We start from the raw sequence: 13507 nt of genomic DNA, 5'->3' as shown, positions 1-13507 counted from the left end.
CTCCCTCCAGCGCTCGATCCGCGACCTCAACCGTCGAAGCGGCCGTCTTTGGCGGCGTTGATGAAGTCGCTGAACGCTTTCGCGGACACCTCCAGCACCGGCGACCGCGCACCGAGCTTGCTGTCCCGGACCAACCGGGCGTCCGCGACCTCGACACAGTTGTTGTCCTGCCCGCTCCGGCTCGATTTCCGCCAATGAATACCTGCGCTCATGGTGCGACTCCTTCGTACGGGTGGCTTGCAATCTCCAGGATGCTAGTGGGCAAGCGCCTGTATTCCGAGAACGAATGCGCCTGCGCCGATAAGCCGTCGGGTACTTGGTGGGCTCGTCGGCCGTTCGCCGGAATGGGTGAAGGCAGTCGAGTCCGGTCGGCTCCAGACCCCGAAGCTCCACATGCTCACCAAGATCGCCGGTGCGCTCGACATCAGCGACCTCGCCGAGCTGACCGGCAACGGAGAAGCAGTCTCGATCTCCAGGTACGCGATAGGCCCCGCGCACGGCGCGCTCAACGACGTGCGGGCGGCTTTGATGGACTACCGACTCAGCTCGGATACGCGCCCGGTGGACCTGGCGCACCTGCGTGAGCGGCTTGCTGCAGCGTGGCATCTTCGCCACTCGTCACCGGACCACCGGACACAGGTCGGTGCCGTTCTGCCGAATCTCATTCGCGATGCGCAACGTGCTGTGCGGGCGCGATGGGGAGAAGAACGACGCAACGCACGACGGGTCTTGGCGGGCGTCTACCAGTTGGCGGATTTCTACGTCTCCTACCAACCCGATCCTGAGCTGGTGTGGCTCGTCGCTGATAGAGCGGTCACCGAGGGACAGGACGCTGACGACCCGTACGCGATGGCGGCGGGCGCATGGGCACTGGTGCAAGCGCTGCGCGAGTCCGGGCGTTGGGACGAGGCGATCTCGGTCGCACATGACGGTGCCGCTCAGCTTGAGCCCTACGTGGAGTCGGCGGCTGCTGACTGGCGCGGGATGGTCGGTGCGCTACGGGCGGAAAACGCCCTTACATGCGCCCGGAAAGGGCGGCATGGGGACGCCTGGCGGTATTGGGAGTCCGCGTACGAGATCGCCCGGACACTTGGTCCGGGCTATCGCCACATCCAATCCAGCTTCAGCGTCCCGATCATGCAAGCAACTGCCTTGAGCCTCGGAGTGGATCTGCGCCGCACATTGGGTGCGCTCTGGACATAATCTTCAATGCCGAAAGACGCTATTCGCGGTTCAGCACCGCGCTGCGAGCGGTTCCGCCAATGCCCCGATTGCCTGCGAATCCCATGACGAACGCGAAAAAGCTCCGCCCTGTTCGCAGGGCAGAGAAGACCCCGCCCTGCAAGCAGGGCGGTGACCCGGGCGAGCGGTTCTCCCCGTCGCTGCCGCTCGGGTCGGCCGGTCGGCACCTGCCAGCAACCTCCCCCGACAGGAGGTGCCGACCGCCTCCGCTCCTCGTCGATCAACAGCGCCGCGGCGAGGGTCGTACGAGCCGCAAGACAGCGAGTAGGAGTGCCCGGCCGGAGCCCGGGGCGGCCGGGCGGTACCGACTGCGCACAGGATCGATGTAGCCGGGTAGCAACACGGGCCCGATGCAGTCAGACCACGCCGCGTGGGACGACTAGAGTTGCGGCGCCAGCTGTCCGCCCACCCGACGCTTCCGGAGATGGCCGCGTGTCTGATCGGTTCGTTCACCTGCACGTGCACACCGAGTTCTCGATGCTCGACGGTGCTGCCAAGCACGACGCGCTGTTCGCCGAGGTCGCCCGGCTGGAACAGCCCGCGGTGGCGATGACCGACCACGGCAACATGTTCGGCGCGCACTCGTTCTACGAGCACGCCACCAAGACCGGCATCAAGCCGATCATCGGCATCGAGGCGTACGTCGCTCCGGAGAGCCGCTTCCACAAGAAGCCGGTGTTCTGGGGCAGCAGGGCCGTGACCGGCAAGAAGGCGTCCGGGGACGAAGAGGGCGGCGACGTCTCGGGCGCCGGTGCCTACACGCACATGACGATGCTCGCGCAGAATTCGACCGGGCTGCGCAATCTTTTCAAGTTGTCTTCGCTGGCCTCCACCCAAGGATTCTTCCGCAAACCGCGAATGGACAAGGAACTGATCGCGGAACATTCCGAGGGAATCATCGCGACGAGCGGGTGCTTGGCCGGTGAGGTGCTGACCCGGCTCCGGATCGGCCAGAAGCAAGAAGCGATTCAGGCCGCCTCGGACTACAAGGACATCTTCGGCGCGGATCGTTTCTTCATCGAGGTCATGGACCACGGCATCCAGATGGAGCGCAACATCCGCGCCGATCTGGTCGACATCGCCCGGCAACTCGACCTGCGCACGGTGGCGACCAACGACAGCCACTACGTGACCGCCGATCAGGCCGGGCAGCACGATGCGTTGCTGTGCCTGCAAACCCGGTCGATGCTGGCCGACACCGACCGGTTCAAGTTCCAGGGCGATGGCTACCACATCAAGTCGTCCTCGGAGATGCGCGAGTACTGGGACACCGAGGTGCCCGGCGCGGCCGACAGCACGCTGCGGATCACCGACATGGTCGAGGGCTATGAAGACGCGTTCGCCGAGGCCAACCGGATGCCGCAGGCGAAGATCCAGGCCGGTCGCACCGACGTCGAGGTGCTGCGCGACGAGGTCGAGGAGTTCATCCCCACCCGGTATCCGGACGGGTTCACCCAGGAATACCGCGACCAGCTCGAATGGGAGCTCAAGGTCATCACCGAGAAGGGGTACAGCTCGTACTTCCTGGTCGTCGGCGACATGATCCGGTGGGCCAAGAACAACGGCATCCGGGTGGGGCCGGGTCGCGGCTCGGCGGCGGGCGCGCTGCTGTCGTACGTGCTGCACATCATCGACATCGACCCGCTCCAGCACGGCCTGCTGTTCGAGCGGTTCCTCAACCCCGAACGGGACTCGCCGCCGGACATCGACATCGACTTCGACGAGCGCAGGCGCGACGAGGTCATCGCCTACGCCAAGGAGAAGTACGGCGAGGAGTACTTCGCCAAGGTCATCACCTACGGCACGATTAAGACGAAGGCGGCGTTCAAGGACGCCGCCCGCGTGCACCTCGGCCAGCCCGGTTTCCAGCTCGCCGACCAGTTCAGCAAGGCGCTGCCCGCGCCGATCGCGGCCAAGGACATCCCGCTGTCCGGGATCGTCGACCCGGAGCACGAGCGCTACCAGGAGGCCGCCGAGGTCCGCTCGCTGATCGAGAACGACCAGCAGATCGGCAAGATCTTCGACACCGCGCGCGGTCTGGAAGGCCTGATCCGCAACGCAGGCGTGCACGCCTGCGCGCACATCATCTCCCGCGAGCCGCTGCTGGACGTGCTGCCGCTGTGGAAGCGCGACGACGGCGAGATCATCACCGGGTGGGACGGGCCGCAGTGCGAGGCGGTCGGCCTGCTCAAGATCGATATCCTCGGCCTGGTCAACATGACCACGATCGACGACACCGTGCGGATGGTGCGGGCCAACCACGGCACCGAGATCGAACCGCTGGACATCCCGCTGGACGACGAAGCCGCCTACGAGATGCTGGGCCGCGGCGAGAGCCTCGGCGTGTTCCAGCTCGAAGGCGGCGGGATGCAGTCGCTGCTCAAGCGCATGACGCCGACCCGGTTCGGCGACATCGTCGCCTGCGTCGCGCTGTACCGGCCGGGTCCGATGGACGTCAACTCGCACCTGGAATACGCCGACCGCAAGAACAACAAGAAGCCGGTCGAGCCGATCCACCCCGACCTCGACAAGCCGCTGGAAGGCGTGCTGGGCGACACCTACGGCCTGATCGTCTACCAGGAGCAGGTCATGGCGATCGCGCAGACCGTGGCCGGCTACAGCCTCGGGCAAGCCGACCTGTTGCGGCGCGCGATGGGCAAGAAGAAGAAGTCGGTGCTGGACCAGGAGTTCGAGCGCTTCCAGGCCGGGATGGTCGAGCGCGGGTACCGCAAGGAGGCCATCGACCAGCTCTGGGCGACGGTGCTGCCCTTCGCCGGTTACGCGTTCAACAAATCGCACGCCGCCGCCTACGGCCTGGTGACCTACTGGACCGCCTACCTCAAGGCGCACTACCCGGCCGAGTACATGGCCGCGCTGCTGACCGCCAACGCGCACAACAAGGACAAGACCGGCGTCTACCTGTCCGAGTGCCGCCGGATGGGCATCCGCGTGCTGCCGCCGGACGTGAACGAGTCCGAGGTCGGGCACGCCGCCGTGGAGGGCCGCATCCGCTTCGGACTCGGTGCGATCCGCAACGTCGGCGCGAACGTGGTCGAGTCGATCATCAAGACGCGCCAGGAGAAGGGCCGCTTCAGCTCGTTCACCGACTTCCTGGACAAGATCGAGATCACCGCGTGCAACAAGCGGGTCATCGAGTCGCTGATCAAGGCCGGTGCCTTCGACTCGCTCGGGCAGACGCGGATGGCGCTGACCCAGCACCACGAGGCGGCGGTCGACGCCGTGATCGGTCTCAAGCGCCAAGAGGCGATGGGCCAGTTCGACCTGTTCGGCGGCGGCGACGACACCGCGAGCGCCGACGACACCTCACCGCTGGCGCACCTGCAGTTCACCGAGGAGGAATGGCCGCGCAAGCAGCTGCTGGCCTACGAGCGCGAAATGCTCGGCCTGTACGTCTCGGCGCACCCGCTGGACGGGGCCGAACGCTTGTTGCGGCCGTACCAGGACACCAGCATCGCCGAACTCGTCGGCGGTGAACGCGAGCCCGGCAGCGGCAAGGAAGAGGCCAAGATCGCCGGAATGATCTCGGGGATCCAGCGGCGGCTGAACAAGAACGGGCAGCCGTGGGCGATCGTCACGCTGGAGGACTTCGACGCCAGCGTCGAAGTGCTGTTCTTCCCGAAGTCCTACGAGATGTTCTCCGAGAGCCTGGTGGAGGACAACGCGCTCGCGGTCAAGGGCCGGGTCAACGAGCGCGAGGGCGAGATCAGCGTGTTCGCCTCGGACGCGGTGCCGGTGGACATCACCGCGGCCGAGCACAAGCCCGGCTCCGAGCCGCCGCTGGTGCTGCGCGCCGACTACAAGAAGATCAGCAAGGACACGGTCGCGGAGCTGCGCAACACGCTGGGCGCCTACCACGGCGACACCCCGGTGCACGTCCAATTGGGCACCACCCGGCTGGAACTGCCGGAGTGGCCGGTGAAGATCTGCACCGAGCTCGTCTCCGAGCTCAAGTCGGTGCGCGGCATCGCGATCGAGCGCGCGGGATCGGCGTGACGAGCCGACCACCGTGGCGGCTCCGTACGCGATCTTGCCCGGTGTTCCCCACCCGCTTTTCCGAGCGAACGGCCCGTTCGTCCAATCTATTCGGACCAACGGTCCGTTCACTCCAGGAGACCGGGTGAGTGAACGGACTGTTCGTCCAATCTAGTGGGACCAGCAGGCCGTTCACTCGTCGAGCGCGATTGGCGGACGGGCGCCGCGGCGGCCCTCACGTCTCGTTGAGCAGCAACGCTTGGGTCGGGCAGTAGGCGACCGCGCGGCGCACGTCGGCGTGCTGATCGGCGGCGGGGTGTTCGTCGAGGATTTCGACCGAGCCGCGCTTGGGAACCCGGAAGACCTCCGGGGCCTCCAGCTCGCACATCGCGTGCCCCTGGCACAGGTCCGCATCGACGCCGATCTCCATCAGCTCCTCCTGCGGCGGTAGCGCACGGTGCACGGCCGCGCGAGCTGCACGACCATCTTGCTGTGGTCGTTGCGGTAGCTGTCCGCGGGCTGCGCCAGCTCGAACTCGTACTCCCGCAGCAGCGCCGAGAAGATCGCCTTGAGCTGGATCATCGCGAAGTTCGCACCGACGCAGCGATGCCGCCCGGCGCCGAACGGGATCCACGTCCACCGGTTGACGATGTCCTCCTGGCGCGGTTCGGCGTAGCGGTGCGGGTCGAAGGCGTCCGGGTCGGGGAAGTCCTCCGGGATCCGGTTCGAGATCGCCGGTGTGGCGCCGACAAGGTCGTCCTCGCCGATCCGGTGACCGCGCACCGCGAACTCGTCCTTGGCCACCCGCAGCAGCAGGATCAGCGGCGGGTGCAGCCGCAGCGCCTCCTTGATCGAGGACTCCAGGTGCGGGATCTCGCGCAACGCCTGGAAGCTGATCTCGGAGCCGTCCGCGTACAGCTCGTCGAGTTCCTTGACCACAGTGGACATAACGGCCGGGTGGCGCAACAGCTCGATCAGGGTCCAGGCCGCGGTGCCCGAGCTGGTGTGGTGCCCGGCGAACATCATCGAGATGAACATGCCGGTGATCTCGTCCGCGGAGAACCGCGATTCGCCGGCCTCGTCCTTGACCGACATGAGCACGTCGAGCATGTCCCGGTCGGATTTCTCCGGCCGCGGCCCGGAAGCGCGCTTGGCCATCACGCCCTGCACGAGTGCTACCAGTCCCTCGCGGGCCTCGTCGCGGCGGCGGAAGCTTTCGATCGGCGCATAGGGGTCCACAAAGGACAACGCGTCGGTACCGCGTTCCAGCTCGTGGTAGAGCGTGGCGAACCGGCTGTCCAGCTCTTCGCGGAACTTGCGCCCGATCAGGCAGGCCGACGAGGTGTAGATGGTCAGTTCCGCGAACCAGTCAAGCAGGTCGATTTCGCCTTCGTCGCCCCAATCCGCGAGCATCCGGGCGACCTCGTCGGCGATCGTCGCGGCGTGCCCCTTCAGCTGCTCGCCGCGCAACGCCTGGTTGTGCAGCATCTCCTTGCGCCGCTCGGGCGGGGCGTCGAAGACCACGCCCGCGCCGAAGATCGGCTTCATGAACGGGTACGCCTCGCCCTGGTCGAGCTCTTCGTCCGCGGAGCGGAAGAAGAACTCGTTGGCCTGCGCTCCGGACAGCAGCACCACCCGGCGGTCCGCGAGCCGGAAGGCGCCCACGTCGCCGCATTCGCTCCGGACCCGGTTGAGCAGTCCGATCGGGTCGGTGCGCAGTTCTTCGAGGTGGCCGTGCCGACCGGATTCGCCGGACACCAGCGGTGGCTCGGACAACGTCATGATCAACCTTTCCGGAGTCGGCGCGGTCGCACGGTCACGGGCAAGGTGGCGAATCCGCGCACATTGCTGGAATGCACTCGCTGCGCGGCTTCGGCGTCGATGTCGTAATCACGCACGCGGTGCACCAGCTGCGTCAGCGCGATCCGGGCTTCCAGCCGGGCGAGGTGCGCGCCCAGGCAGAAGTGCGTGCCGCTGCCGAAGCTGACCAGCTGCCGCCCGGTGTCCCGGTCGAGGTCGTAGCGATCGGGATCGGTGAAGGCGCGTCCGTCCCGGTTGGCCGAGCCGACCAGCAGCAGCACGCAGTCCCCGCTGGGCACCGTGCGCCCGTGGAAGTGCAGGTCCTCCGTCGCGGTGCGCGCGAGGACCTGGGTGGAAGTGTCGTAGCGCAGCGTCTCCTCGACCCAGTCCGGCACCCGCTGCGGGTCGGCCATCGGTTTGGCCAGCTGCTCCGGGTTCCGCCACGCCCAGTAGACGGCGTTGCCGAGCAGCTTCGTGGTGGTCTCGTTCCCGGCGACGACCATCAGGACCAGGAACCCGACGATCTCCTCGTCGGTGAGCCGGTCGCCGTCGATCTCGGCCGCCAGCAGCGCGGAAGTGAGGTCGTCGGTCGGGCGCCGCCTGCGCTCGGCGAGCATGTCGACGTAGTACTGCACCAGTTCCAACGCGGCCGCCACCGCAGGTTCCGGCACGTCCGGAACGCCCTCTTCCCGGTGCATCACGGTGTCGGCGAGGTCGCGCAGCGCGTCGCGGTCGGACTCCGGCACGCCCAGCAGCTCGCAGATCACGTCCATCGGGAGCTTGCCCGCGAAGTCCGCGATGAAGTCGAACTCGCCGCGCTCGATCGCCGGTTGCAGGTGCAGCCGGGTCAGCTCCTCGATGCGGGGCTCCAGGCTCTTGACCCGGCGCGGCGTGAATCCCTTGGACACCAGCGAACGCATCCGGTGGTGCCGGGGATCGTCCATCGCCAGGAACGACATCGTCTTGTGCGCGTGCGGGCCGTAGGCCGCGGGGTCCAGCGTCACCCCGTTGGCGTTGGACAACCGCTCCTTGTCCCGGAAGGCCGCGACGACGTCCTCGTACCGGGACAGCGCCCAGAAACCGCGCTCCGCGTTGCGGTAGAGCGGCGCCTCGTCCCGCAGCCGCGCGCAGATCGGGTACGGGTCCTCGTGGAACTCGTAGTCGTAGGGACTGAACGTGACGGGCACGGCGGCTCCGGTGTTCGTCATGGGGTTCGCTCCACGGGTTCAGGGCCCACGGGGTCAGGGGGCGGACGGTCCTCGCCCCGGCTTCTCTCCTTCGGTCCCGCGCCATGCGCACTGGCTCAAGCGGTTGCCGGAGCGGGAACGCCAGACCGGACACTTGTCCAGACAGTACTACAGCGAGATTGCGCAGAACAACCGCGAACACGCGAGAAACGGCGGGACAGCACGGGTTTCGCACTCCAACGACGTTCTGGACAACTGAACAGACGCGTGACTAAAGTGCGGTGCGCGCTGGCTCCCCAGCGTTGACCGGGCACCGCCGCCGGCCACCCCGGGGCCGCCGAGGAGGACTCGTCGTGACCGACAAGCCCACGGCCAAGAAGCGACCGACGCAGCTCGATTCGCCGCTGGTGCCGAAGATGATGCGGATCATGTCCCGGATGCACGTGCGCGTGTATCGCGCGACGGGCGGGCGCATCGGCGGGACCTGGCGCGTCGGCAGCGCACTGCGCAGCGGGGTGCCGACCTGCTTGCTCACCACCACCGGGCGCAAGAGCGGACAGCAGCGGACCAATCCCCTGCTGTACATGCGCGACGGCGACCGGGTGGTGCTGGTCGCCTCGCAGGGCGGACTGCCGCGGCACCCGAGCTGGTACCACAACATCACCGCCAACTCGGAGGTGACGATCCAGATCGGCAAGCAGGTGCTGCGGATGCGCGCGCACGAGGCGGACGAGGCCGAACGCGCCGAACTGTGGCCGAAGCTGCTCGAGGTGTACTCGGACTTCAACTCCTACCAGTCCTGGACCGAGCGCACGATCCCCATCATCGTCTGCGAACCACTGGACTGAGAGTCCACAACGGACCGGACCGCGGAGGAGCGTTCATGGAAACCCGGCGCGCACAAGGACTCGACGTGATGCAGCAGGTCTACGGGTGGGAGGTGCAGGACGGCCCCGGCGACTTCTTCGGGACCACAGTGGACCACCTGTTCGCGGACATCTGGTCGCGGCCGGGCCTGAGCCTGCGCGACCGGCGGCTGCTACTGCTCGGCGCGCTGACCGCGCAGGGCCTCGACGACGTGGCCGACATCCAGGTGCGGGCCGCGCTCGGCAACGCCGAACTCGACGCCGACCAGCTCCGGGAGATCGCGCTTTTCCTGACGCACTACGTCGGCTGGCCGCTGGGCACGAAACTCAACACGGTCGTCGAAAAGGCGATCGGCGAGCACGACCGCTCGTAGCGCGGAGATCCACGCCGATCCCGCGGGCGGGCACCGCCGATCGCCGATCCGGGCCGGCGCAATCGGGCGTTTCCGCACGGCGCATCGGCGAGCAGTGGAAGATCAGCGGGATCGACGTGCGCTGAACCGTGGGTTCAGGATTTTCCCTGCAACACGAGTTCGGCCGTTTTGGTGAGCCGGTCGGCGACTTTGCTGTAGGAGGTGTAACCCATTCCGGCGTGCACCATGGCACCGGACCAGGCGAATTCCAGCGCGTTCAGGACATCCGGTTCGTTGCGTTCGCCGAGCGCGGTTTCCAGCCGCGTGCGGATTTCCAGCCCGATCCGCGCCCGCAAGTGCTGGACGTCCGGGTCGTCGCCGAGCAGCGCGGTGGTGCTGGCCACCGCGAGTTCCGGCTCGTCGGAAACCACCAGCGCGATTTCCCGCAGCACTTCGACCACCCGCCGGGCGGGCTCCTGCGGCTGTTCGGGAACCGGTTCCAAGGATTGCAGCCGCCGCCAGAACACCTCGGCGATCAAGTGGTTCTTCGAGGAGAAGTAGGTGTACGCCGTGGCCGGCGCGACACCGGCGCGGGAAGCGACGTTGCGCACGGTCAACCCCGCGTAGCCCGATGCCCGCAGCTCGTCGACCGCGGCGGTGGTCAGCCGCCGGACGGTGTCGAGCTGCCGGGAGTTCAACCGGCGCCGGGTGGATTCGTTCGCGAGGTTTTCAGACACATGTCCAGACGCTACTGCACGCCTGCACCGGCGACAACAACGGGATGGAACCACCTGGCGGCGAGCATTCGGATGAAACCTTTCGCATAACACTGGACACGTGTCCATCAACGGTTTACCGTACTGCTGCGAACAATTCTCCGAACGACAATTCCACCACGCGGTACGCGGTGCGGGACCACGGATCACCGCGCGCCGCAACTCCTCGGAGGCTCCGGTTGGACTCCCGTTTCGACGAGCTGGAACGCGCCGAACTCGCCGTGCTGCTGCCCGAACTGCTGCTGGCGGGGCAGCTCATCGACCGCTCCGCCATGGCGTGGTGCATCGCCGCGTTCGGGCGCGAAGGAATGACCCGGATCGCGATCGAAGAATGGATGGCGGCCAGCCCGATCTACACCCGGAGGATGCAGCGCGCGCTGCGCTACGAGGGCGACGACGTGATCACCATCTTCAAGGGGCTGCAACTCGACATCGGCGCGCCGCCGCAGTTCATGGACTTCCGCTACACCGTGCGCGACCCGTGGCACGGCGAGTTCCACCTGGACCACTGCGGAGCGCTGATGGACGTCGAGCCGATGGGCGAACGCTACGTGCGGTCGATGTGCCACGACATCGAGGACCCCACGTTCGACGCGACCGCGGTGGCCACCAACCCGAGGGCGCAGGTGCGCCCGATCCACCGGCCGCCGCGCGAGCCGGTCGACCGGCACCCGCACTGCGCGTGGACGGTGATCATCGACTCCGAGCATCCGCCGGTCGCCGAATCCGACGGGTGCCGCGCGCTGCGCGGCTGCCGGGCGGCGACCACCGAACTCGGCGCGATCGATCCGGACGACGACGGTTCGGCGGACTACTCCGGGCCGCTGCGCAGTGATCTGGTGTTCCGGGAGTTCTCCAGATCGGCGCTGGTGCGGATGGCCGACGAGGTCTGCCTGCAAATGCACCTGCTGTGCCTCGGTTTCGCGCGTTCGGTCCACAGCAGACTCGGAGCGGACGAGGCGCGGCAGCTGTGCGCCAAGCAGCTGCTCGGCATCGCGGGCATATCCGCCGAACGGTTGCACCGGGCGCTGCGACTACCGGACGGCATCGAGGGCGCGCTGCGCGTTCTCGCGCTGCACCCGCTGCTCAACCCCGCGGCCTACGTCAACGCGCACGTCGGCGACGGACTGACCGTCCACAACGGACCTGCGCACGAGGACGGTGCCTGGATCTCCTTTTGCGGCCCGGAAAACACCGCGCCGCTGCAAGCGATCGTGCGAGCCGTCGACCCGCGCCTGGACGTGGTCGTCGAAGGTTCGGACACCGACTGGTCCGCGCGGGTGCTGCCCCGCGCCGAACCGGCAGCGGAGTTCGACGAGGTCGCGGTCACCCGCGTCAGCACCGGCTCCACCTTCCGGTTCCAGCCGCGCAAATCCATCCCGATCACACCCGTGAGCTGACGAGTGGCCTGCTCGCCCGCTCCAGTTGGTCGAGCGGTCCGTTCACCCCACCACATCGCCGCCACTGGAAGGGAACGATCGGCAATGCCGGGAACGCTGTTCAACCTCTCCACGGTCTTCGACACGGTCGCGCGAACCGTTCCCGAGCAGGAAGTGCTGGTGTGGCGCGACCGGCGACTGCGGTACCGGGACGTCAACGCCCGCGCCGACGGTGTCGCCAACTACCTCGTGTCGCGCGGATTGGGCTGCTGGAGCGAGCGCGGTGAACTGCCAGGCCACGAATCCCACCAGAGCCACATCGGCCTGTACCTGCGCAACGGCAACGAATACCTGGAGAGCATGGTCGCCGCCTACCGCGCCCGCGCGGTGCCGTTCAACGTCAATTACCGCTATGTCGCCGAGGAACTGCACTACCTGCTCGCGGACGCGGGCACTCGCGGGCTGATCTACCACGCGGAGTTCGCCCCGCAGGTCGCGGCGCTGCGCGACCGGCTCCCCGGACCGGACGTACTGCTCCAGGTGGCCGACGACAGCGGAAACGACTTAGTGCCCGGCGCCATCGACTACGAAGAAGCCGTGCGCACCCGCGCCCCCGATCGGATGCCGGATCCCGGTGGCGAGGACACCTACGCCATCTACACCGGCGGCACCACCGGGATGCCGAAGGCGGTGCTGTGGCGCCAGCACGACATCTACCTGCGGGCGATGGGCGGCACGCCGTTCGGGACGAAGCAGCCGTACTCCTGCTACGAGGAGATCGCCGCCGCTGCCCGAGACGCAGCCGGCGGCCTCACCTTCCTCATGACGGCCCCGTTCATCCACGGTGCCGCCCAGTGGTCGGCCTTCCACATGATCACCACCGGCGGCAAGATCGTGCTGCCCGCCGACAACACGCGGCTGGACTGGGACGACGCGCTGCACGTCGCCGCGCGGGAGCGGGTGGTGAGCCTGCCCGTGATCGGCGATGCGATGACCCGGCCGATGCTGGACGCGATCGAGCGCGGCGGCCACGACCTCTCCGAGCTCGCGGCGGTGAACAACGGCGGCGCGCCGCTGACGCCCGCCGTGCGCAACCGGGTGCTGGAAGTGCTGCCGGACGTGCTGCTGCTGGACGCGGTCGGCTCGTCGGAGACCGGCATCCAGATGAACCACGTCTCGGCCGCCGACGCCGAAGCCGACACCGCGGTCTTCGCGCCGGACGAGACCACCACGGTCATCGATGACGATCTCGCCGGGGAACTGCGGCCGGGCGGTGGTGAAGGATGGCTGGCCAGCAAGGGCCTCGTGCCGCTCGGATACCTGGGCGACGCAGCGAAGACCGCGCGTTCGTTCCCGGTGATCGGAGGGCAGCGCTACAGCGTGCCGGGCGATCGCGCGGTGCTGCGCGCGGACGGTCGGATCGAACTGCTGGGGCGGGCCGGGCTGGTCATCAACTCCGGCGGCGAGAAGATCTTCGCCGAAGAGGTCGAACGCGCCGTCGCGGCACATCCCGCCGTGCAGGACGTGGTGGTCGTCGGAAGGCCCTCGGCCCGCTGGGGCAGCGAAGTCGTCGCCCTCGTCCAGCTCGACCCGGCCGCAGGCACCACCGACGCGGACCTGCGCGCCGAATGCGGCAACCACATCGCGCGCTACAAGCAGCCCAAGATGTTCCTGCGCGTGCCGGAAATCGTGCGCTCGCCCGCCGGGAAGGCGGACTACCGGTGGGCGCGCGAACAAGCCGCGGCAGGCTCGCCCGCAACCGGCACCGGCTGAGGTGGGCTCACCGCCACTGCCCCAGCACCGTGACGGTTCCGGGATCGACCTCGGTGAACCCGGCATCGCGCACCGCCGCGACACCGTCGCGCCGCCACGCCGCGCCGGGATCGCCGCCGGGGTCCAAACGCGCCCACG

Annotated in this window: 11 protein-coding genes and 1 pseudogene; 6 read left to right on the top strand and 6 right to left on the bottom strand. The window is 67.9% G+C overall.

What is annotated here, in order from left to right; genetic code table 11:
• Window positions 1-26: 26 nt before the first annotated feature.
• Window positions 27-212 carry a DUF397 domain-containing protein gene (locus IJH84_RS02315; RefSeq protein ID WP_295139677.1) on the bottom strand — a complete coding sequence of 62 codons (186 nt, stop codon included), beginning with the start codon at window positions 210-212 and terminating at the stop codon, window positions 27-29.
• A 181-nt stretch (window positions 213-393) separates the two neighbouring features.
• Between IJH84_RS02315 and IJH84_RS02310 the strand changes: the two genes are divergently transcribed.
• Together IJH84_RS02310 and dnaE are read left to right on the top strand one after the other, a co-directional pair.
• On the top strand, window positions 394-1203 hold the full coding sequence (locus tag IJH84_RS02310; RefSeq protein WP_295139675.1) for a hypothetical protein: 810 nt from the start codon (window positions 394-396) through the stop codon (window positions 1201-1203).
• 471 nt (window positions 1204-1674) lie between these two features.
• Entirely contained in the window at window positions 1675-5256 is a 3582-nt protein-coding gene (gene dnaE / locus IJH84_RS02305; protein ID WP_295139674.1) for a DNA polymerase III subunit alpha, read from the top strand.
• 214 nt (window positions 5257-5470) lie between these two features.
• Here the strand turns inward: dnaE and IJH84_RS02300 are convergent, their stop codons facing one another.
• The 3 genes from IJH84_RS02300 to IJH84_RS02290 are packed head-to-tail and all read right to left on the bottom strand — an operon-like array spanning window position 5471 to window position 8243.
• Entirely contained in the window at window positions 5471-5665 is a 195-nt protein-coding gene (locus IJH84_RS02300) for a ferredoxin (protein ID WP_295139672.1), read from the bottom strand.
• Window positions 5665-7017 carry a cytochrome P450 gene (locus IJH84_RS02295; protein ID WP_295139670.1) on the bottom strand — a complete coding sequence of 451 codons (1353 nt, stop codon included), beginning with the start codon at window positions 7015-7017 and terminating at the stop codon, window positions 5665-5667. The genes IJH84_RS02300 and IJH84_RS02295 overlap by 1 nt, the downstream gene beginning before the upstream one ends.
• Window positions 7018-7019: 2 nt before the next feature.
• Window positions 7020-8243, bottom strand: coding sequence for a cytochrome P450 (locus IJH84_RS02290; RefSeq protein WP_295139668.1), 1224 nt, complete (start codon window positions 8241-8243; stop codon window positions 7020-7022).
• 332 nt (window positions 8244-8575) lie between these two features.
• Here IJH84_RS02290 and IJH84_RS02285 point away from each other — a divergent pair, with 332 nt between their 5' ends.
• Together IJH84_RS02285 and IJH84_RS02280 are read left to right on the top strand one after the other, a co-directional pair.
• Window positions 8576-9070, top strand: coding sequence for a nitroreductase family deazaflavin-dependent oxidoreductase (locus IJH84_RS02285; protein WP_295139667.1), 495 nt, complete (start codon window positions 8576-8578; stop codon window positions 9068-9070).
• A 35-nt stretch (window positions 9071-9105) separates the two neighbouring features.
• Window positions 9106-9462, top strand: coding sequence for a carboxymuconolactone decarboxylase family protein (locus IJH84_RS02280; protein ID WP_295139665.1), 357 nt, complete (start codon window positions 9106-9108; stop codon window positions 9460-9462).
• A 134-nt stretch (window positions 9463-9596) separates the two neighbouring features.
• Here IJH84_RS02280 and IJH84_RS02275 read toward each other — a convergent pair whose 3' ends face one another.
• Window positions 9597-10178 carry a TetR/AcrR family transcriptional regulator gene (locus tag IJH84_RS02275; RefSeq protein WP_295139663.1) on the bottom strand — a complete coding sequence of 194 codons (582 nt, stop codon included), beginning with the start codon at window positions 10176-10178 and terminating at the stop codon, window positions 9597-9599.
• 218 nt (window positions 10179-10396) lie between these two features.
• On the opposite strand from IJH84_RS02275, the gene IJH84_RS02270 reads away from it, so the two are divergent.
• Window positions 10397-11617: a hypothetical protein gene (locus tag IJH84_RS02270; RefSeq protein ID WP_295139661.1), complete on the top strand. Its 1221-nt coding sequence runs from the start codon at window positions 10397-10399 to the stop codon at window positions 11615-11617.
• 84 nt (window positions 11618-11701) lie between these two features.
• Complete coding sequence (locus IJH84_RS02265) at window positions 11702-13369, top strand: acyl-CoA synthetase (protein WP_295139659.1); 1668 nt, start codon at window positions 11702-11704, stop codon at window positions 13367-13369.
• A gap of 7 nt (window positions 13370-13376) precedes the next feature.
• Here the strand turns inward: IJH84_RS02265 and IJH84_RS02260 are convergent.
• Window positions 13377-13507, bottom strand: a pseudogene (locus IJH84_RS02260) (peptidyl-tRNA hydrolase); the annotation flags it as partial.

The organism is Saccharopolyspora sp., assembly GCF_017434145.1.
Lineage (GTDB): Bacteria > Actinomycetota > Actinomycetes > Mycobacteriales > Pseudonocardiaceae > Saccharopolyspora_C > Saccharopolyspora_C galaxeae.
The sequence above is the reverse complement of the archived record's forward strand: the minus strand, read 5'-3'. Positions and strand labels throughout refer to the sequence as shown.